The sequence below is a fragment of the Chromobacterium sp. W521 genome (genome assembly GCF_052805975.1).
Genome location: NZ_JBRBAF010000009.1, coordinates 164,656 through 184,851 on the forward strand (window position 1 = coordinate 164,656; position 20,196 = coordinate 184,851).

Genomic DNA, 20,196 nt, shown 5'->3' on the forward strand with positions numbered 1-20,196 from the left:
GGCTATGAGTCATGAAGGCGCACTTTTGACGCATCAGCCTTGCTCTGACTGCGGTTCTTCGGATGGACTGGCGGTATACCCTGAAAATACTTATTGCTTTGTCTGTGAAAAATCTACGCCGACAACGGAAAGGGAGGATACGCGACGAGTGAGTAAAGGAGAGCTGATTAGTCGTGAAACACATCAAGGCGAATTCAAAGACCTGCGAGCGCGTGGGATTAGTCGCCGGACGTGTGAGCATTACGGCTATTGGGTAGGCCGATATAACGGCAAGGCTGTTCAAGTCGCTGACATTAAAGATATGTCTGGTGATGTAATTCATCAAAAGTTGCGCTTTCCTGACAAAGAGTTCTTGACACTAGGCGGAACTCCGAAATGCTTTGTTGGGCAACATCTATTCCCCGGCAAAGGGCGGAAAGTAGTAATCACTGAAGGCGAAATTGACATGCTGAGCATTGCCCAGCTTGATAACTGTCAATGGCCTGTCGTAAGTGTTCCGAACGGCGCGAAGGCGGCTAAAAAAGTCTTCAAAGAGCAATATGAATGGCTGATCGGATTCGATGAAGTTGTTATCGCCTTTGACATGGATACGCCTGGACGTGAAGCCGCTACGGAATGCGCCCAATTACTCCCGCCTGGTAAAGCGAAGCTGCTTGTTTTGTCTGAGAAGGACGCAAACAAGATGCTTATGGAGGGCAAGGAAGGGGAACTAAAGAAAGCTCTTTGGAATGCGCAGCCTTACCGCCCTGATGGAATCATCAACGGAAATAGCCTGAAGGATGCTATTAAGGCGCGTGGGAAAGAACAGGGGCTTGAATGGCCTGAAGCATGGCGAAACATGCCAATCGTTGAATACACCAAGCTAATACCTAAAAAGAAATTGATAGTTGTTGGTGCGGGTTCTTCAGTTGGCAAATCAACATTTACCAGATTCCTTGCTTATTATCTTGGCGTCCAAAAGGATACCAAAATCGGCATGGTATATCTGGAAGAAAGCGCAGTAGAAACCGGGCAGGCTCTAATGTCCTATCACTGCGGAACTAGACTTCATTTGGAGGATGTAGATGAAACAACTTGGGAAGACGCTTTTTCTGCTACTCTCGGCAGTGGTAACTTTGCCCTTTACGATGCTTTTGGGAGTATCGAATCTGGCAATCTTTTGTCTCGAATTCGTTACTTGGCTGTTGCGGAAGAGTGCGAATATATCATCTTGGATCATTTGTCGATTGCAATCTCCGGCCTTGAAGGCTCTGACGAAAGAAAACTGATCGACAAATTGATGACGGACCTTCGCTGTATCGTTGAAGAAACTGGATGCACCTTGATTGTTGTTTCGCACCTAACCCGAAAAGCGGGTGATGGCAAAGCACATGAAGAGGGCGGACAGGTTTCGACAAAGGATTTTCGAGGTTCCGGCGCAATTCTTCAACTTGCTGATGTAGCAATTGGACTTGAGAGAAACACTCAAGACAAAGTTCTGAGGGATTACACCACAGTCCGAATTCTGAAGGTCCGCTATACGGGATTGACGGGCATAGGTGGTTATCTGCTTTACGACCATTTTACAGGGCGATTGAACCCTGTTGACTCGTTGCCGGATGATGGCGAATCCCCTGCGGGTGAAGGGGGATGGTAATGAAGATTGCCGATACTCCATTCATCATCTTTGATATCGAAACTAATGGCCTGCTGAATACCGTAAGCCGATTCCATTGCGGTGTGATATACGAATCGAAATCTAAACGATTTTATCGCTTCCGCCCTGAAGACTTCCGTACTTTTGTGGACCGCCTTAGCGGGTATCTCGCTGACGGGAAAACCCTAGTCATTGGGCACAACATCATAGGCTATGACATCCCAGCTTTAAACAAGCTGCTGGGCCGCGCTGTATTCCCTGAAACCTTCCATCCTCGCATCGTGGATACCTTGGTTCTTTCGCGCCTGATCTACTCAAACCTGAAGAACATGGGGCTTGAGCATAGGGCGCTACGCTCTGGTGCGCTACCCGGAAAGCTCTTTGGTGCACACTCTTTGAAAGCGTGGGGTTATCGCTTGGGTGTCCTGAAGGGGACATACGCGGAAGATCATGAAGACGCTTGGGCATTCTTCAATGAAGATATGCTTGATTACTGCGAGCAGGATGACCGCGTTACTTTATCGCTGTTTGAAAAGATGGTGGTGAAGGGGTACTCAGAACGAGCTATCGAGCTTGAACATAAAGTGGCTTGGCTACTGGCTCAAATGGAGCGTAACGGCTTTCCATTCGATACTGAAGGCGCGAAAGCTCTAGAAAGCCAACTGCGAAGGCGATTCGAAGTTTTGGAAAAAGACTTGAAGGCGATGGCTCCGCCCATTCCGGATAAAGTGTTCATTCCAAAACGAGACAACGCCGCAAAGGGCTATAAAGTCGGCGTGCCTATTCAGCGCTACAAAGAGTTCAATCCGGGTAGTCGTCAGCAAGTGCTTTGGATTCTTCAGAATGTCTTCAATTACCTACCCGACAATCCCGAACTCTTCGAAGAGAAGGAAGTAGAGGAAGAAACGGTAAGCCGCTTGAAGCTGGATGATGAAACCTTCGCATATATCGCAAAGGACACCGAAGCGCCTGAAGGGCTGCGAAAGCTCGCTAAAGAGCTTGCGGAATACTTCATGCTCACTAAGCGGCTAGGCCAGATTGCAGATGGAAAACACGGGTGGCTGAAGTGTGTGACGCCTCAAGGCTTCATCCACGGCTTTGTGAACCCTAATGGCGCTGTAACGGGCCGCGCAACGCACTCAAGCCCGAACATGGCGCAAGTTCCGTCAAGCCGTGCTGAATACGGACATGAGTGCCGCTCGCTATTTGGGCCTAATGGGCGGATAACGCGGTGGGTTCAAGTTGGTGTGGATGCTTCCGGCCTAGAGCTGCGCTGTCTGGCTCACTTCATGTTCCCTTTCGATGGTGGAGCTTATGCCCATGACGTGATTGAAGGGGATATTCATTGGACCAACTGCCAAGCAGCCGGGTTTATTGAGCCTGGAACGGTTCGGGACAAGTCTGATGACTACCATGAAAAGGTTCGTGGCCTAGCAAAGACGTTTATCTATTCGTACCTATATGGAGCGGGGGATGAACTGGTAGGCAAGAATGCCGGCGGTGATGCTGCAATGGGCAAGAAGCTGAAGGCAACCTTCCTAGCGCGTACTCCAGCATTGAAAGAGCTGAAGGATAGCTTGGCGGGCGCTTTAGGTGCCAAGTTCAATCCAAAGACTCGCCGCCAAATCCTTGAACGCGACTGGCTAGAGGGCCTAGATGGCCGACAGGTTCATGTTCGCAGTCTCCATTCTTCCTTAAATACCTTGCTTCAATCTGCCGGCGCTCTGATCTGCAAGTATTGGATTGTCCGTGTGGATGAACTGCTGCGCGAGGCGGGATATAAGCATGGCTGGGATGGAGATTATGCGTATATGGCTTGGGTCCATGATGAAGTGCAGTTAGCTTGCCGATACGAAATCGCTGAAGAGGTAATTGAACTTGCCCAAAAGGCGATGCGTGATACACAGGCATATTTTAAATTCCGTGCGCAACTTGATACTGAAGGAAAGATTGGCGTCAATTGGGCGGAATGTCACTAAAACTGAAAGGAACAATAATAATGAGCAAATGCACTTACGACCTCGAAATGACCATCAAGTGCCGTCTGGTAGAGGACGCTGAAGAGGTAAAGAAGGCTGTCCGTCTAATACAAGAAATGGACATGGAAGGCAATAAAGCTGCTATGGGGCTGATGGCCGGTGCTTTGGATGATCCGAATAAGGTTCCTGAGCTTGTTCTCAAGGCCGATTTACGCCGCAGCTTGAAAAAGTTTCTGGAGCGTGATGGCTTCGACCGTATTCAAATCTCCGGAAAAGTAACTCCGAAGAAAACCAGCTTCGAATTGATTGAAGCATCCGAAAAAACCTACCTGTAAAACAGAGGAGAAATAAATGAACCATTATATCCAAGTCCTGCTGCATATCCGAATGACTCCCCAAAAATTCCAATCCGACTTTTCCCGCGCTCAAGCCCGCTCTATCGCTGAAGCGGCCAGCCGTGGCCATGTGTCTTGTTTGCGAGGCGGCGTTAATTGTGGCGAATGGTATGTCACTGATGCGGGCGTTTACTTCATGGCTAACGCTAAGGTGACTCTGTGAGCGCGCCGGGTATGGTTGAAGTCCCGCTTGAGCGTCTGGAAGAACTAGAAAGGGACGCGCACATGCTGCTGTGTCTTCAGGGTGCCGGCGTTGACAACTGGTGCGGCTACGAATACGCGATTGAAGCCTATCTAGAGGAATACCCCGATGACTAGACGCTTACGCCTGATTTATGACCTGGACGCCATTGCCTTCAGAGCATGTGCGGGGGCTGAAAGGGATATTAATTGGGGCGATGGGCTTTGGAGTGTCTACGCCGAAGAAAGCGATATCTTGAAATGCTTAAAAACCGTACTGGATGCCCATAAACAGGCCGTGTTAAAGCACTACTCAAAAGAGCAGTTCAAGCAGGCTGAGATTGTCTATGTGCTGTCTGAGGGCGATAACTGGCGCATCAAGTATGAGCCAACATACAAAGCAAGTCGCCGCAAAGAGACAAAGATCAATCGCAAGCCTGTTGGCTATCAATGGCTAATCGACTACGTGAAGTCTAGTTGCTACGTTGAATCACGCGATGGCCTAGAGGGCGATGACGTGGCGGGAATCTTGGCAACATCAGATACAGACAAATACGAAAATGTAATTGTCGCGCTGGATAAGGACTTTAAGACAATTCCGGGTAAGTTCATACGTCTAACCGACAACAAGCTGAATGAGCTTTCTGCGCTTGACGCTTACAGAAATCTAATCACTCAGACGCTAACGGGTGACATCACTGACGGATATCCGGGATGTTCAGGCATTGGAGAAAAGAAAGCTAAAGAGATTCTTGAAGACTGCAAGACGGCAAGTGAAATGGAGTTCGCCGCGATTAAAGAGTTCTCGAAAGTGGCGTTTAAACAGATGTTTGAAGGTCTATCGTTGCGATACTTCATGAAAGAAGGTTTCGAGGAAAAGACACAGCAAGCAATGAGAAAAGGTGACGAAATGTTTGAACGTCAGTTTTATCTTGCTCGCATTCTAAAAAAAGGAGATTCGATACCACAATGCTGATCCTGTCAGAGCTGCAACTACGCGAACTCAACGAGCAGTTTGATGTGCGCAAAGCGATCCACGATGAAGCCGTAACGCTTGATTTCCTGCGAGGGATTCAATTCGTTGTAGATCAAATCAACTTTCAAACAAACAACAAAGAGGAGCTAGAGGAGGGTAATTAATGTGCATCTTTAAAGCGCCAACAATCAATGCGCCCGCACCACAACCAATCGTCCCGCCTGATGTAAAGCCAATTGAAGACCCTGTAGCGCCAAAGATCGGCGCGGATGAACCTGGGCGGAATGCGAAGGCCCTAGGCAAGAACCAGTTGAAGATCAAGAAAGACAGGCCGGATTCTGGACCATCTTCAACTGGTTCTAATCGTGGCGGTATGACTTTCAATAACAAAAATAAGAATGGAGGAAAGTAATGGGATGGTTAAAGAAAACATTGGGCCTTGAGCGCCCGAAAGTAGAGCTTCCGCCCCCACCGCCTCCGCCTGCTCCACCCGCACAAAACTTTGAATCCACTAAGGCCGATGCCGCCCTTGAAGACCGTGAGCGTGAGGAGCTGCTGAAGCGGCGTGGTAAAGGGAACCTGAAGATTCCCCGTAAGTCCCGTGACGGCAGCAACGCGGGTGGCGGCGGCGCTTCCACTAGCACAGGGACGAATATCTAATGGCTAGTGCAAAGCTGAAGCCAATTACAGGCGCGGCAAAGCTCTATGACAATCTGAAAAGCAAGCGCGAACCATACATTAAGCGAGGACGTGAAAACGCAAAGATTACGTTGGCGCTTGCTTTGAAAGAAGAGGGTAAAGACGGTAACGCGGACTTTGATGACAACCAGCAGAGCTTAGGGGCGCTTGGTGTGAACTCGCTGGCGTCTAAGCTCACTTCCGCATTGTTGCCGCCTGGGGTTCCTTTCTTCAGTCTTCAGCCGGACCATCCAACGATGCTTGCTCTTGCCGGCGAGCCTGATAAGAAGGCGGATGTAGACGCTGAGCTGTCTCGCATGGAGCAAACCGCTAATACATATGTGGAAACAACACAAATCCGCGTAACAACTGTAGAGGGAATGCGTCAGCTAATCATTGTTGGCAATGCGCTCATGTTCATGCCCCCTGAGTCTGAAGGGGTAAGGCTGTACAAGCTCCCCAGCTATGTTGTCCAGCGTGATTCGATTGGGAACGTCCTTCACATTATCGCAGTGGATTCCGTGGCCTACATGGCCTTGCCGGAAGAACTTAAGCCCGCCGTGAAGAACATCAACCAAGATGACCCGACCGAAGAAGTTTTAGTCTACACACATGTTCAGCGGCTTGGTGATGAATGGTATTCGTATCAGGAAATTGAGGGCGAGTTAATCAAGGGAACGGAAAACACATACCCGTTGAATGCTTGCCCATGGATACCGCTGCGCATGACTAAGGAAGACGGGGAAGCCTACGGGCGCGCTTATGTGGATGACTACAGAGCAGACCTTGTCACTATCTCTAAGCTGTCAAAGGCGCTCAATGACCTTGCGGGGGCCGCTGCACGTGTCTTGTACGGCGTTGAGCCAACCTACCAAGGCAGCTTGAAGAAGCTGACGCAGACCCGTAATGGCGGCTTCACGATGGCACGGAAGGGAGAGATTTACTCCATTCAGCTCGATAAGCAGTCCGACATGCAAACGGCCAATTGGCAGCTTGAGCGTGTTGAAAGGCGAATCGAACGGGCCTTCCTTCTGAATTCCAGCATCCAACGCAACGCAGAGCGCGTTACAGCCGAAGAAATTCGGATGATGGCAGCAGAGCTTGAAGAACTGCTAGGCGGTCTTTACTCGCTGCTGACCCAAGAATTCCAGCTTCCACTAGCTCGCCGCATTCTGAGCATTCTGGAGGAGCTAGGAAAGGTTCCCGCACTTCCCGAAGGCATCGTAGAGCCGACTGTTACGACAGGCGTAGAGGCTCTTGGACGCGGCCAGAAGCTAATCAAGTACCAGACTTTCCTAAACGTGATTGCGGCCCTTCCCGGCGCCCTAGGGTCCATCAAGACCAATGTGCTTATCACGGCTATTGGCAACGCTTGCGACGTGGATACCAGTGAATTCGTCATGACCGAAGAGGAAATCCAGCAGCAGCAAGAAGCCCGCAATCAGCAGGAGTTGATGATGAAAGGCGCTCCGGGGATTGCCAGTGGTATAGGCGGTGCGATGCGTGATGGTGTGGCGGACGGCTCTCTTCAAATGGGGACCGTAGATGATGTTCAACAAGCAATGTAAAGGAGGTAATAACCTATGAACCAAGACGAAATCAAAGTGGAGGTAGAACTGAATGATTCTGATATTAAGGACACTGATGCAATTTCTAATGGCGGTGCGGTGGATGGCACGCCTGACCTTACGGATATCGAAATTAAGATGGATGGCGAAACCCTTCGTTTCGATGATAAAGCCGTTGAAGATTCTACTGAAGATTCTGACATTCCCGCTGAAGATGCTGATGAAGCTGTAGACGCTTCACAAAGTACCGGCCTTTCTAATGCACTGGAAACCGCAAAAGACCTGAACGACTCTTTCCGCGCTGAGGGTGACAAGTTGGCCGCTGTTGGCTTGTCTTTGGATGATCTTCATCAGGAGTTCATTGACGGCAACGGCAAGATTTCCGAAAAGACGCTGGAGAAGGTCAAAGAGGCTGGCTATTCTGAACAGCTCATTAAAGGCTACTTGCGCGGCGTTACAGCGGCCGCAAATGAAGTTCGCCGGCAGTTTCTCGACTCCCTTGGTGGTGAATCCGCATTCACAGCAATGACAGAATGGGCCTCAAAGAATGGTGATCCGCAACTGGTGGATGCTTTCAATCTGGCTATTGAGCGCGATGATCTTCAAACAGCCGTGGCTATCGGAAAGAGCCTTCAACGTGAGCAGAAATCCGCCCATGCTCGCAAGTACGGAACTAAGAACAAGCATGTGATGGGCGGCGATGTTAGCGCATCCGCTACGGGTCCGAAGGGCTTTTCTAGTGAAGCGGCGATGATTAAGGCCATTAACGATCCGCGCTACAACTCTGACCGCGCATACACCGAAGCAGTGAAGGCCAAAATCCTCGCCATGGGCAATTAGCACACACCCTAAATTCAATTAACACACAGTAGCAAGGAAGACACTTCCGCGGTGTCTCCTCTCTATAGGCCGTCTTTACATTTCTTAAATCCTCTTCAGGGCATTCAGACCATGACTTTTATTTCATCCATCAAACAAAACGAAAACAAGATCATTGGTGTAAAGACTCCGCATAACAAAAATAATAAGGAGAACAATAACAATGGCATTCAATACTACTCAACCGGGTAAGGACTCCAACGACTCCAAATCGACCGATATCACGATGTTCCTGAAGCTGTTTGCAGGTGAAACGCTGGCAGCTTATGCCCGCACTGCAAAGACTTCCGGTAAGCATCTGGAAATCAACATCAAAGGCGGTAAATCCGCTCAATTCCCGGTTATGGGCCGTGGCCGTGCGAAGTTCTTGAAGCCGGGTGACGAGCTGGACGGCCAAGACTTCAAGCAGACTGAGAAGGTAATCCAGATTGATGGCTTGCTGACTTCGGACTGCTATGTTTCCGACCTGTACGAAGCCATGTCGCAAGACGCCTTCCGGGCTATGTACGCATCCCAGCTTGGTGAATCTCTGGCAATCGCCAAAGACCAGCATGTATTGGCCGAAGTAGCGAAGATGATTGCAGCCGGTAAGGAGAATTTGCCGGGCCTTGGCGCTCCTACTAAGACCGAGATAGGTCCCATGCCGCCGCTAACCGTTGAAGGCCATGAAGACCTGTTCAAGTGGTGCTCGCTGTTCGTCCTGCATGTGCAGCGCATCGCCGCGCAGTTGGATAAGAACTATGTGCCGGCATCCGAGCGATACGGCTACATTACGCCGGAAGTTAAGGCCGTTCTGTCGCGTTACCTGTCCGCTGGTGGCGTAGATACCAACGGCGTTGCTTACCTGTCTCAGTGGGGCGATATCACTATTGCCAATATTCCGTTGGTCGTGGTCCCGCACCTGGGCGACTCCGGTATTGACTTCTCCACGTCCCTGAACTCTGAAGGCCACGTTTTCCCGGCTGACATGGCTGGCAAAACTTACTGCCTGATTTCCCATAAGGGCGCTGTGGGCACTGTGAATCTGATGGCGATGTCTTTCGAGACGCAGCGGTATTCCACCCGTCAAGCTACTCACTTGGTTGCGAAGATGTCTACCGGCCACGGTGGCCTGCGCCCTGAAGCAGTAGGCGGCATCTTTGTGGGTAAGGACACTGGTGGCGGCGAGAAGACCGCACGCACCCGAGCTTAATCCCTTTAACCACTAACTAAGCAAGCAAAGCCCTCATTGATTAATTTCAGTGGGGGCTTTTTTTTTGCTCTAAAGAAGGAGGCTTATGGTCTATATGCAGAGACTCCAAAATTATCAAAGTGACCCGCTGTTACTAGATGCTGTTAATTCCGTATTGAATGAATGCGGTATTGATGGTGTGTCTTCCCTTGAAGATCAAAGTAATCTGGACTTGGTTAATGCCATCAAATGTATTCGAGACTCTGCCCGTGGCATATTGGGTAAAGGATTCGACTTCAATACCTTCATCGTGACGCTTCAGCCTGATATGGATGGCTTCATCCGCTGGCCTGATAACGTGTATCAAATCAAGGCGACTGACGGCACGCGAATCTTGAATCAAGCTGGTTATATCGTGAAGCCGGATGAAGGCTTTTCCCCGAAGTTTACAATGCCGCTTGAAGTTGAAGGCATCTTTGATCTTCCTTTTGGCTCTATTCCTACGCCGGTATTTGATTACATCGTAATCCGTGCGGCTGAAACAATGAATGACCGCTGGGTATCTTCTGACGTTGTGGAAGCCGCCATTAACAAGCATTTGCAAGAGTGTTGGCTTACTTTCCGGCAGTGGTGGATTGATGAAGACAACACTTCAATGATGGAGTCCCCAGCCGTCCAAGCGATCACCGGAAGGACTTAAAAATGTCCCTGGTATCGCAAAGCATTAAGAACATGGTGGCGGGCGTCTCGCAGCAGCCCCAGATTCTGAGGATGCCTGACCAAGCGGACGAGCAGATCAATTGTTATTCGTCGGAATCACGGGGATTGATGAAGCGCCCGCCGTCAAAGTACATCGCAACTTTGAATCTAACAGAAACGGAAGTAGCAAACGCCTTTGTGCATTGGATCAATCGTGATGAAAGCGAACAGTACATGGCGCTCATTACACCCTACACGGACGCCCCATTGCCGCCAAGTGGCGTCAACAAGTCTGGACGTGCGCCAAGGCTTCAAGAGAAGCGCGAAATACTGCTGACGACCGTAGGAGGCTCGCAAGTTCCAATACCGGAGAACACCAAAGATATCGAAGTGTTCGTGCTTGGCGGTGGTGGCTCAGGAGCCGGATGGAAGACGGGAGTTCCTAACGATCCCGGCCAGTCGTCATATGTGAAGTTTGGTGTATCAACTGTAGCTGAGGGCGGTGGTGGCCAGACAGGTGACAAATTCCAAGCGCCCGGAGCGGGCGGAGCGCCAAACGGCAATCCCGGACAGTGGGGCAGCGCAATGACTGGTGGGCAAGGCGGTGTCGCGCCTGATAACGTCTTCGGCGGGACTTACGGCTATGGCGGACAAGGGCATTCTGATTATGGCTCAGCGCCTTCAGGTGGTGGGGGCGGTTCCGGTGGCTATGTTCACGCTGCTTTCTCGCGTAGCGAGGCGGGTGAAATCTCAATCATTGATTGCTACGTAGGCGCAGGGGGCAGGGTCAACAACTGGGAGTCATACGGTGGCAATCCCGGTCAACCCGGCGAGCAGGGCGCTATCAAGATTGTCTTTTATATTGATGACTCAGAAGAGGGCCAAGGCGAAAAGCCTATGATGAACTCTTCTATTCGTGTCTTTGATATGCAAGGAAATGAATACCTTGTCCGCATGTCTGAATCTGGCATGAATTACCTTGCGGGCGCTTCAGGCGGCTTGAGTGGCGTCATACGCGCTGTGACGGTGGCTGATTACACTTTCGTAATGAATCGCTTGAAGGTTACACAAATGACCGATGACAAGAGTCATAGCGCTCAAAACGAACACCTAGTCCACGTAAAGCAAGGCCAGTACGGCAAGACGTACAAAATCATGATTAATGGGGAAGCTAAAGCGGTCCATACGACACCAGACGGCTCACAGCCGCAGCATAGTCCCGAAATTGACACCACAAAGATAACCGAAGGGCTTGTAGCGAAGTTGAAAGAAAGTGGAGTCAACTTCACAAACGGTCCTAACTGGATTCGGATTTACCCGGCGCAGCCTGAAGATATCGTTACGACTGCTGACGGCTTTGGGGATCAAGCCATGTTTGTGTTTAAGCATAAGGTGCAAAAGGTTTCTGATCTTCCTAAGTCCGCGCCGGATGGCTACGTAGTTGAAGTGACTGGCGATAAGAGTACAAATGCCGATAACTATTGGCTGAAGTATTCACTTGCTGAAAAGACGTGGGAAGAGTCTGTAGCCTTTGACATCCTGACAACCATCGACAAAGCCACGATGCCGCACGCTCTAATTCGGCAAGCAGATGGAACATTCACATTTGATTCCGTCGATTGGGATATCCGAAAGATTGGCGATGAAGAGTCGAATCCAATTCCTAGCTTTATTGGGAATGAGCTAAAAGATATCTTCTTTTTCCGTAATCGCTTAGGCGTTATTGCGGACGAGAATGTAATCCTTTCGGCATCTGGTAAGTTCTTTAAGTTCTGGAATAATACCGCGACGACAACAACGGATACGGACCCGATTGACGTAGCGGTGTCTAATAACGCTGTTTCGCTGCTACAACACGCTGTCCCGTTTAATGAAGAATTACTGCTATTCTCTAAGGACGCTCAGTTCATTATGCAGTCGGATGGCGTCCTATCCCCCAAGACAATCCGCGTAGATAAAACAACAGACTTTATCAACTCTCCCTTGGTCCGGCCTATCACAGTCGGGCGAAATTCCTACTTTGTATCTGAGAAGACGGGCGCAGTTGATGTTGTTGAGTTCTTTGCTAGCGGCCAAGAAGAGTCTATGGATGGCTTGCCAATTACTTCGCACGTCAATTCGTATATTCCTGACCAAATCACTTCCTTACGCGGCTCTAGTGCTGAGAACATGCTTTTATTGCACTCGACTAAAACACCTTCACGCATATACGTCTATAAGTTCCTGTTTAGCGATCAAGGGCGCGTTCAAAGCTCTTGGAGCTATTGGGATTGGGGCGGGGCGGCTAGTGTCGTTTCATTTGATTTCATTGGTACGCATCTTTATCTGCTGGTGAAATCTGGCTCCGGGTTCTTTATGGAAAGTCTTCAAACCAATCCTGATATCTTTGAATACCCTGAACAGCCGTGGAAGATATACGCAAATCGTCTTGCTCAATTCTCTTTCGAGGGTAATGAGGTCAAGAAGGTTGAGTTTGATGCCTACACGAATGAGACGGTTTTCAATATTGGGGATGTTTACGGGGTAATTCCGAAGACGGGCCAATATGTGATGGTAGACCAAGATGGGGATACACATGATGTGAAATGGGACGAGCAGGGCGCTGTGCGTATCTTTGGAAACTACCTGGGACAAAAGGGCTGGGTGGGAGAGCTGTTTGCCTTACGCTATACATTCAGCCGATTCCTAATCAAGAACCAGAATGAAAACGGATGGGTTACTGAGACAGAAGGGCGGCTTCAGTTGCGGAGGGGGCATGTCAACTTTGACGCTTCAGGGCCTTTCGTGGTGGAAGTTACGAGCGTGGCGAATGGCACCAGAAGAGAGTCTTCATACACAGGGAGACAGCTTGGCGGTATGTCTAACAAGGTAGGCAGTATACCTATCGGAACAGGGCGCTTTAATTTCCCGATTGGGCGTGAAGCGATGGATGCAAAAGTAACCATCATCAATACAAACCCTTACGCTTGTTCATTTATTGGCGCGGGCTGGGAGGGCGTCTATTCGAGACGGACAAATCAAATATAACGAAGGAGGAAGAATGCCATTCATTATCCGTGAAACAACACTAAGCGAATTGCGGACAGTTGCGCTTGACTTGGCGGCTCTGGACGCTGAAGAAGTCTATGCGGCCGGCGAAACGCCTATGGGCTTTCTGGAACGCGCCTTTTATGAAAGTGCGTGTATCCGCGTGGTGGAGCATACCAAAGAAGGCATTGTCGCTGTCACTGGTCTTGGACACAATTTGAATACAGCTTGGCTGTTGAATACTGCTGCCGTGTTGCGCTGTAAGTTGGAATATCTGCGCTCTAGCGGGTGGCTTTGGCGTGTAGGTTTTAAGAAGGCGGCAGAGCTTAACGGTGGGCCTATCGAATACTTCACTAACCATATTTGGGAGAAGCATAAAGACCATTTGGATTGGCTGAAGTGGTGTGGAGCCAATATATACACAGACGATGCGCGTATGGTGAATGGCAATAGCTTTATACCCTTCGTAATTCATAAGGAGGAGCTGAAAGTATGATTGGATGGATGGCCGGTGGGATGGCTGCTGTAGGCGCTCTAGAATCCTTAATGGGGGGCAGGAGCCAGAATGCAGCCATAGACGCTGAAAATGCCGCTATCGAGGCCAACATTAAGGCCAATACGCTTGAAGCTAATTTCGCAGTGGCGGAAGCTACCAGACAGCAACAGGCGTTAAACGATGCGGCAGTAAATGACATTATGGAGTTACGCATACAACAAATGGAAATGGAGGGCCAAGTACAAGCCGCAGCAGGGGAAACAGGAGTAGAGGGGAGAAGCCAAGACACTGCCGTAAGAGGCGTAAGCGGTAAATTTGGGAGAACGGTAACGAGTATGATGGAGAACTTTGAAAATGAAGTTTCTGCTCTCAATTCCCAAAAGGAAGCAATCATCCGTGAGGCAAACTCCCGCAACTCGAATATGTCGATGATGCGAAAGCGAAAGCAAAGTGGCGCTGCGAACTTCCTAAACGCCTTGGGTGGCGGCATGAAAGGTTTCAATAGTGGCTATGCTTTTGGGACCAATCTTGATTTTCTGATTAAAGGAGGTAGCTAACAATGGCAAGACGAAATGCCGATAGTGGAATTACTACTCTGAAGAATTCGCTTTTCGTCGCCTCACAGTATTCACAGCAGCCGCAACAGATTCGGCAAGTGTCCTACGGAATCCCGAAGGCTCAAAATGCTGACCCTGGGGCAATGGCTGCTGCTGCCCATAATCGCGCATCACGAGCTAATGAGCTGTGGGGGGCCTTAACGGGGATGGTGGATACTGCGAACCAGATGAATGATTCTGTGGAGGCGACAGCACAGAAAGAGGTATCCGCCCTGATTGCCAAACGGAAGCTAAGCCCTGAAGAGTTTGGCCGGGTTGCAGATAAGAGCAATCTGCCCTTCTCATGGAATCCGTGGGCCATGAAGGTATACAACAGGGATGTTGGTGCATTCATGGCGACTAAGCACATTGATGCGGCTAGGGCTGAAGTTGAGGGGCGTGAAGATTTCGAGGGGATGACAGCACAGGAGGCCACAGCCGCTATTCGAGAGTTGGCGATTAAACGGGCCGCTGCTGATGGCTTTGATTCCGGTAACGATATCCAGTTGGCCGCATTCTCAAATGTGATGACGCCAGCGCTGGTGAATGTTGCTGGAAGTGTGGAGCGCCAAAGAAGTGAAAGGATGAAGAAGGATTCATTCCAGAAACGTCTAGGCTCTGCACAGGCTGAAATCCTCTCGGTTCCCGCCAATGACCAGATTGCACAAGTGGGCGCTATTGATGGCGTCCTAGCAAGCGCCTACGGCATTAGCGAGTCTTACGGTAAGCAAATGGCCTTTGAGCTGGCAGACAGGTTTATCAAGTCCGGTAAGCCGCAGCACTTAGAAACCCTGCTAGGCATGAAGATGCCGAACAGCGAGCTGACCTACGGCGAATTCGTTGGCGACCAAAAGGGCATGGTAATGCGCGCCTCCGTGGCGTCCGCACGTCTTAACAACAATGGTGAAACAGAATTCAAGATTGGCGTTGACGAGCTTGTAGATGGCGTCCTCGATCTGAGCCGGCCCTTTAACCCCGCTGAAGCCGCTGCGAAGTTTGACCAAAAGATGGGAAGCCTTCCGCCAGGGAATGAAGAGTATCGCATCCAAAAGGAAAGGCAGTTCCGCCATAACACCCAACGCCGCTACCAGATGCAGCAGGAAGAGGAAGTAAAGCAGCTCAAACAAAGCTATTCAGCCAATTGGGCGCAGGAAGCCTTTAAAGCTATCCAGAAAGACCCGTACAACCCTATCACGCTCAATGATGAAGTCCTGTCTATCAAAGGTGAACAGGTGGTTGTATCCGCAGCGGAAAAGCGTAAAGCACTCGTAAGCGGCGCTTCCAGCATGGCCGAGAAGATTGTAGGTGGCGTCAATGGTGCAAACCGCGACGAGCTTTCTAAAGCCGCCGCAAGGCTGTACATGCTGGACCGTGGCTTACAAGTGGCGGGGGTGGGCGTAGCTGAAAGAACTGTGTTCACTCCGGTAACGCGCATCCTAGAAACAGCCATGACTGATCCGCAGGTTAAGCGGCACTTTGATAAAACTGGTAAGTGGCCGGACAACATCATGCGGGCCTATTACATCGCAGCAGACGCGAATTCCCTAAACCCTGCATCCATCCCTGAAGACCTGAAGAAGATTATTGGGCCCGCTCTGACGCTTCAACAGGCCACAGGCGAGAGTGCGGATAGGGCGCTTTTCTATCAAGAGCAAGCTAAGCAAAGCGGAATCCGGCCATCCGATAAGGAGCTGACGGCGCTCTATGCAGAGCTTAACAAGTTAGGAGGGACGGAGGCGCAGGCGATGGCACTACGTGACGCGGCTGTAACGCTCAAGCGCTCCGGCCAGTTCGGTGACGACAAAGAGATAGCCAAACACCTGACAGCCGGCATTGAGCAGAACTTCATTGATGGTGCTGCGCATGGTTGGTTTGATTCAACTCCGCACATTGTGGGGCGCATCCCGAAGAACATCATGGGCGGCACGATGGCTGAGAAGGACGCGGCAGTCACGATAGACGCTATAGGCCGTGGGGAAATCCGCAAGGCTGTAGGTGATGATTTTGACGATAAGAAGTGGCGGATGCTTGTCACAAAGAACGGCTTTCAACTGAACTATGCAGGTAATCCCGTTAAGCATATCGACTTTGCGGAAATGCGGCAAAGGGCAGGGGAGGAGTTCGATAAGGTGCGCAGTGAAGAAGATAAAAAGGTGATCGAGAAGGCTAAGAAGAAGCAGAACAATGAACAGTTCTTTAAGAGCATCGAAGCTAATCGAAAAGAAGCTGAAGAACGCTCATTGAGGGGTGGGAGTTATTACACCGGTTCTGCTAAGAGCTTGGGGCTTCCCGATGCAACACTAAAGGGAGGGAATTATTTTGACACTACCGTCAAGCCAGTGGGATGGGGTAATCAATGAGAACGCACAGAAGAAAGGTCTTCGGCCTGAATTCCTAAAGGCGCTTCTCTATCAAGAGTCCCGCTTTAATCCTGAAGCGATGGGGCCAGTCCTAAAGAAACGTAAGGCCGGCGATCAACAGGCCGTTGGCATCGCGCAGATAATGCCTTCAACTGCATCAGACTACGGCTTAACGGCTGTGGACCTTAAAGACCCAAACAAGTCTATTGAGCTTGCTGCAAACATTCTTTCTAAGCATCTTCAAAAGTATCAGGGCGATGAAAGACTAGCAGCGGCCGCTTACAATTGGGGGCCTGGGAATGTTGATAAGCATCTGAAGGCAAATGGGGGCAAGGCTAATGAAGTGAAGTTTCCTAAAGAGACTCGCGGATACCTGAAGAACATCTTTCAGGGCCAGCAACAGAAGCTCGAAATCCCTAAGCCGGAAGTAAAGCGTCTTTTTGGGGAAACTGAGGGCATTGACCAAGGCAGGTTGCAAGCCGCTAGTGAAAGCCTTCACACAGAGCGGACGGCTGAGATTGAACAACTACATCAAACCAAAGAGGAGGGATTAATACAGGGGGTGGGCGGGGCGCTGGCCGCCGCCTTTCGTACTAACAATATTGTTTATCAGGCTTACCAGAACTCTAAAGCGACCGAAGTTGCTTATGATGGCTTCGGGCCGTCTGAAGAAGACCTAGCTTGGCTGGATACGCAGACTGAAGGCCCGATGCGGGATCTGATTCGGGATAACTGGCGCGGCCGCGACAATGTGCAGACCCAGCTTTCCATGTATCAACAGCGGGCGCTTGACGACGCTGAAACCGGCAAGTACGGCGCTGCTGCAAAGTTCATCATCAACACAGCCGCCGCCCTCACTTCCCCTGAGAATATCGCGCTGTCTTTGGTTCCTGGGGGCGCGTTAGCTCGCGTTGGGCTATTCGCCAGCCGTGGCGTTGCCGCTCAGATTGCCTCACATGCCATCGTTGGTGCTGCTGGCAATGTAGTCGCTGAAGGTCTTGCCTCGCAGATGGCTGGCCGTGAAGTGGACTATGGCGCATCTGCTGCCCTCGGTGCCGGCTTCGGCGTCTTTGGTGGCTTGATAGCGCATCGAATGTCCACCATCCCGAATGCCGCGAACAGGACGCCTGAGCTTGACGCGGCAGCAAGGGGCCTAGAGCGAGACTTTACGGCGCACCAGCTTCAACAGCAGGGCATCGAAACATTCCCAACTGAACATGCGCCGCAGTCCCCGCATAACATCCTGAACCCGATCTACAAGGATGCTGAGCAGGAGTTCGATAAGTCCTATGGCATCATGCGCTACGACGTAGTTGGTAAGCTGATGAAGACTGAGAATCAGAAGCTCCGCAGCTTTGCATCCACGTTAAGCCCTGACCAGACGCTAAGGGGGCAGGCGACAACCATCGCAGAGTTTCAGGATATGTCTGTGGGGCGCGACCGTGGGACGCTCCGAGAGCTGGACAGCCTCTTGCATGGTGCGAGGCCGGGTATTCACAAGAATCCTGAGCTTTTGCGGGAGGAGGGGAAAAAGATTGCCAACGCGGTAATGGATAGGACTGGCGTTTCATACTCCAGCGCTGATCCGCACATACGTAAGGCGGCTGACCTAATCCGAACGGATATGGCGGAAAAGCTGAATACCGGTAAGGGCTTGGGCATTTTCAATCATCTGGACATAGACCGTCACTATTTCCCGATGCGCGCAACAGATTCAGGTGTGCAAACGGCTGTGGAGCGTTTTGGCAGCAAGGACAAGCTGATTGAAAACACAACTAATTGGGCGCTGAGGCATCTTGACGACGACTATGTAAAGACGCGGTGGGAACAGGCTATAGCTGAAGGGAAGGTGACGAAAGACACATCCTTGGACTCTTACCGTCACTCAATGGCGGAAGGATGGGCGAGAACAAAGATTGAAACATCTTACGATACCGACATCATGCGTGGGGAGAGAACTCTGAAGGGTTCCGATCCGAGCTTTACGGAACATGCTGTGAAGATGAATCGCGCAGGCGAGATCGTTGGCACGGATGGGCAAGCCTTTTCGCTGTGGGATTTGACCGATGGGAATCTTTGGTCGATGTATCGCCAGTACAGCCGGCAATACGCTGCTGAGTTCTCTGTAAGGATGCGCCACGGTAAACCAGCCAATGAGGTTCTGAAAGAGCTTCAGGACGCATTGAATTCCGACTCAAAGATAACCACAACTGAACGCGCTAAGCTGCTGAAAACCGCTAAAGACGGCCTTACGCAAGCAATGGGCTTCAACCCGCACTACTCGGACCATAACGGCATCAAGGCGCTGGGCATCGCTAGGAACTACGCCTATAGCCTTTCTGCTGGCGGTTTCGGCCTTAACACGATTGGAGAGGCAGCGGGCGCGGTTTCCATGTACGGATGGAGGGCCGCTAAGCAGCTTTTCACGGGAATTGATCCAGTCTTGAAGAAGGTGAAGATGGGCGATAGGGAGGCCATTCTCCAGCTCAAGGCTATGGAGGAGTTCGGGGCATGGGACAGCATGAGGCGAAGCCTTGGAGACACCTTGGCGGACCGCGATGACGTTTTCAAGAATGCCAAGACAGGCTTGGAGAAGGCCGGCAACATCGCAGGGCGCTTGGGCAAGTTGGGTTCCAACTTAGTGACTAAGTATTCCGGCTTTGATTTCTTCCAAAAGAACATTTCAGAAGGAATGCGCTTACAGGCAATGGTGGACCTGAACGCGATGGCGAGAGGAGAAAAGAACGGACTTACTAAGTTCGTAACGCCTGAGCGCCTCAGCAAGTACGGACTAGACGAAAGGAGCTTCAAGAAGATACTGGATGATGTGAAGAAGTATCAGGATAAGGGCGGGTTCTTTGATTCCGGCAAGTGGAAGAAGGACAGCCTAGATACATTTATACAGGCGCGCACGCTGATTGAGCGAGTGAACAGGGAAATGACCCAGAAGCATCACGCCAATGACCTTCCTCAGTTCATGAATACGCCAGTTGGACAGCTTCTATTTCAGTTCCAAAGCTTCCCGATGGCAGCATGGACTAACGCAACGCTTCCGCTGGTGAAGGATCATGACCGCATCGCTATAGGCAAGTTCTTGGGGACGGCGCTGGGCGGTGCAATGGTCTATATGTCCCGCATGGGCTACAACAGCCTTTCCCAAGACGATCCGCAGGCATACCGCGATAAGTACCTGGATGAAATGAACGTGGCTGTAGTCGGCTTTGGGCGGTCTTCCACGGCGGCATGGATTCCTAGTGCGCTGGGGCCTGTTGCCGGCATGGGTGGTTTTGATGTTCCCGGCCTGACCAATATGCGAACAACCGGCACCGATTCGACAAGCATAAGTCCCCCGGCACTTCAGGCGCTCACAAGGCTTGTTCAGGTGGGCAGCGCGGGCGCACACAGCATCCTTGATCCAGACTATGAATGGACCAAAGAGCAATCCCGCTCCCTAAAATCCGCCGTGGTTCCTAACTTGATGCCGATTGGCTTGATGCTGGACACCATGAGCGCCAAGGCTGAGGAGCTTTTCTAAAGAAAATAAAAAAGGAGAATA

The 20,196-nt window shown here is 50.7% G+C and carries 17 protein-coding genes; all 17 read left to right on the forward strand.

Annotation, left to right across the window (positions count from 1 at the left end; translation table 11 throughout):
* Nucleotides 1-4: 4 nt before the first annotated feature.
* The 17 genes from ACUXV1_RS15910 to ACUXV1_RS15990 all read left to right on the forward strand — a co-directional run bounded on the left by ACUXV1_RS15910 (nucleotide 5) and on the right by ACUXV1_RS15990 (nucleotide 20,175).
* On the forward strand, nucleotides 5-1,636 hold the full coding sequence (locus ACUXV1_RS15910) for a DnaB-like helicase C-terminal domain-containing protein (protein ID WP_446015799.1): 1,632 nt from the start codon (nucleotides 5-7) through the stop codon (nucleotides 1,634-1,636).
* Nucleotides 1,636-3,615, forward strand: coding sequence for a DNA polymerase (locus ACUXV1_RS15915; RefSeq protein WP_446015798.1), 1,980 nt, complete (start codon nucleotides 1,636-1,638; stop codon nucleotides 3,613-3,615). Before ACUXV1_RS15910 ends, ACUXV1_RS15915 begins: the two co-directional genes overlap by 1 nt.
* Nucleotides 3,616-3,635: 20 nt before the next feature.
* The gene (locus ACUXV1_RS15920; RefSeq protein WP_446015797.1) at nucleotides 3,636-3,950 is read left to right on the forward strand and encodes a hypothetical protein; all 315 of its coding nucleotides are present in this window, start codon (nucleotides 3,636-3,638) and stop codon (nucleotides 3,948-3,950) included.
* A 16-nt stretch (nucleotides 3,951-3,966) separates the two neighbouring features.
* The gene (locus ACUXV1_RS15925) at nucleotides 3,967-4,173 is read left to right on the forward strand and encodes a hypothetical protein (RefSeq protein ID WP_446015796.1); all 207 of its coding nucleotides are present in this window, start codon (nucleotides 3,967-3,969) and stop codon (nucleotides 4,171-4,173) included.
* Between the two features lie 11 nt (nucleotides 4,174-4,184).
* Entirely contained in the window at nucleotides 4,185-4,328 is a 144-nt protein-coding gene (locus tag ACUXV1_RS15930) for a hypothetical protein (RefSeq protein WP_446015998.1), read from the forward strand.
* On the forward strand, nucleotides 4,321-5,166 hold the full coding sequence (locus tag ACUXV1_RS15935; RefSeq protein ID WP_446015795.1) for a hypothetical protein: 846 nt from the start codon (nucleotides 4,321-4,323) through the stop codon (nucleotides 5,164-5,166). Before ACUXV1_RS15930 ends, ACUXV1_RS15935 begins: the two co-directional genes overlap by 8 nt.
* Nucleotides 5,160-5,330, forward strand: coding sequence for a hypothetical protein (locus ACUXV1_RS15940; RefSeq protein ID WP_446015794.1), 171 nt, complete (start codon nucleotides 5,160-5,162; stop codon nucleotides 5,328-5,330). The genes ACUXV1_RS15935 and ACUXV1_RS15940 overlap by 7 nt, the downstream gene beginning before the upstream one ends.
* Nucleotides 5,330-5,578, forward strand: a complete 249-nt coding sequence (locus tag ACUXV1_RS15945) for a hypothetical protein (RefSeq protein WP_446015793.1) — start codon at nucleotides 5,330-5,332, stop codon at nucleotides 5,576-5,578. Before ACUXV1_RS15940 ends, ACUXV1_RS15945 begins: the two co-directional genes overlap by 1 nt.
* Before the next feature lie 247 nt (nucleotides 5,579-5,825).
* Nucleotides 5,826-7,412, forward strand: a complete 1,587-nt coding sequence (locus ACUXV1_RS15950; RefSeq protein WP_446015791.1) for a portal protein — start codon at nucleotides 5,826-5,828, stop codon at nucleotides 7,410-7,412.
* A 15-nt stretch (nucleotides 7,413-7,427) separates the two neighbouring features.
* Nucleotides 7,428-8,252, forward strand: a complete 825-nt coding sequence (locus ACUXV1_RS15955; protein WP_446015790.1) for a capsid assembly protein — start codon at nucleotides 7,428-7,430, stop codon at nucleotides 8,250-8,252.
* A 202-nt stretch (nucleotides 8,253-8,454) separates the two neighbouring features.
* On the forward strand, nucleotides 8,455-9,483 hold the full coding sequence (locus tag ACUXV1_RS15960) for a hypothetical protein (RefSeq protein WP_446015789.1): 1,029 nt from the start codon (nucleotides 8,455-8,457) through the stop codon (nucleotides 9,481-9,483).
* An 85-nt stretch (nucleotides 9,484-9,568) separates the two neighbouring features.
* On the forward strand, nucleotides 9,569-10,162 hold the full coding sequence (locus ACUXV1_RS15965) for a hypothetical protein (protein ID WP_446015788.1): 594 nt from the start codon (nucleotides 9,569-9,571) through the stop codon (nucleotides 10,160-10,162).
* Nucleotides 10,163-10,164: 2 nt separating this feature from the next.
* Nucleotides 10,165-13,188 (forward strand): phage nozzle protein, encoded by a 3,024-nt coding sequence (locus ACUXV1_RS15970; protein ID WP_446015787.1) that lies wholly within the window; start codon nucleotides 10,165-10,167, stop codon nucleotides 13,186-13,188.
* A 13-nt stretch (nucleotides 13,189-13,201) separates the two neighbouring features.
* Complete coding sequence (locus ACUXV1_RS15975; RefSeq protein WP_446015786.1) at nucleotides 13,202-13,684, forward strand: hypothetical protein; 483 nt, start codon at nucleotides 13,202-13,204, stop codon at nucleotides 13,682-13,684.
* Nucleotides 13,681-14,241 (forward strand): virion core protein, T7 gp14 family, encoded by a 561-nt coding sequence (locus ACUXV1_RS15980; RefSeq protein ID WP_446015785.1) that lies wholly within the window; start codon nucleotides 13,681-13,683, stop codon nucleotides 14,239-14,241. The genes ACUXV1_RS15975 and ACUXV1_RS15980 overlap by 4 nt, the downstream gene beginning before the upstream one ends.
* 2 nt (nucleotides 14,242-14,243) lie before the next feature.
* A complete protein-coding gene (locus tag ACUXV1_RS15985) occupies nucleotides 14,244-16,640 on the forward strand; it encodes a hypothetical protein (protein ID WP_446015784.1) in 2,397 nt (798 codons plus the stop codon).
* Nucleotides 16,600-20,175, forward strand: coding sequence for a lytic transglycosylase domain-containing protein (locus tag ACUXV1_RS15990; protein WP_446015783.1), 3,576 nt, complete (start codon nucleotides 16,600-16,602; stop codon nucleotides 20,173-20,175). The genes ACUXV1_RS15985 and ACUXV1_RS15990 overlap by 41 nt, the downstream gene beginning before the upstream one ends.
* Nucleotides 20,176-20,196: the final 21 nt, after the last annotated feature.

What these genes read in the sequence shown, in the direction of transcription:
- ACUXV1_RS15940 (WP_446015794.1), top strand. Translation starts at nt 5,160, where the DNA reads ATGCTGATCCTGTCAGAGCTGCAACTACGCGAACTCAACGAGCAGTTT.
- ACUXV1_RS15960 (WP_446015789.1), top strand. Translation starts at nt 8,455, where the DNA reads ATGGCATTCAATACTACTCAACCGGGTAAGGACTCCAACGACTCCAAA.
- ACUXV1_RS15930 (WP_446015998.1), top strand. Translation starts at nt 4,185, where the DNA reads ATGGTTGAAGTCCCGCTTGAGCGTCTGGAAGAACTAGAAAGGGACGCG.
- ACUXV1_RS15975 (WP_446015786.1), top strand. Translation starts at nt 13,202, where the DNA reads ATGCCATTCATTATCCGTGAAACAACACTAAGCGAATTGCGGACAGTT.
- ACUXV1_RS15910 (WP_446015799.1), top strand. Translation starts at nt 5, where the DNA reads ATGAGTCATGAAGGCGCACTTTTGACGCATCAGCCTTGCTCTGACTGC.
- ACUXV1_RS15970 (WP_446015787.1), top strand. Translation starts at nt 10,165, where the DNA reads ATGTCCCTGGTATCGCAAAGCATTAAGAACATGGTGGCGGGCGTCTCG.
- ACUXV1_RS15925 (WP_446015796.1), top strand. Translation starts at nt 3,967, where the DNA reads ATGAACCATTATATCCAAGTCCTGCTGCATATCCGAATGACTCCCCAA.
- ACUXV1_RS15945 (WP_446015793.1), top strand. Translation starts at nt 5,330, where the DNA reads ATGTGCATCTTTAAAGCGCCAACAATCAATGCGCCCGCACCACAACCA.
- ACUXV1_RS15950 (WP_446015791.1), top strand. Translation starts at nt 5,826, where the DNA reads ATGGCTAGTGCAAAGCTGAAGCCAATTACAGGCGCGGCAAAGCTCTAT.
- ACUXV1_RS15935 (WP_446015795.1), top strand. Translation starts at nt 4,321, where the DNA reads ATGACTAGACGCTTACGCCTGATTTATGACCTGGACGCCATTGCCTTC.
- ACUXV1_RS15965 (WP_446015788.1), top strand. Translation starts at nt 9,569, where the DNA reads ATGGTCTATATGCAGAGACTCCAAAATTATCAAAGTGACCCGCTGTTA.
- ACUXV1_RS15915 (WP_446015798.1), top strand. Translation starts at nt 1,636, where the DNA reads ATGAAGATTGCCGATACTCCATTCATCATCTTTGATATCGAAACTAAT.
- ACUXV1_RS15920 (WP_446015797.1), top strand. Translation starts at nt 3,636, where the DNA reads ATGAGCAAATGCACTTACGACCTCGAAATGACCATCAAGTGCCGTCTG.
- ACUXV1_RS15980 (WP_446015785.1), top strand. Translation starts at nt 13,681, where the DNA reads ATGATTGGATGGATGGCCGGTGGGATGGCTGCTGTAGGCGCTCTAGAA.
- ACUXV1_RS15985 (WP_446015784.1), top strand. Translation starts at nt 14,244, where the DNA reads ATGGCAAGACGAAATGCCGATAGTGGAATTACTACTCTGAAGAATTCG.
- ACUXV1_RS15955 (WP_446015790.1), top strand. Translation starts at nt 7,428, where the DNA reads ATGAACCAAGACGAAATCAAAGTGGAGGTAGAACTGAATGATTCTGAT.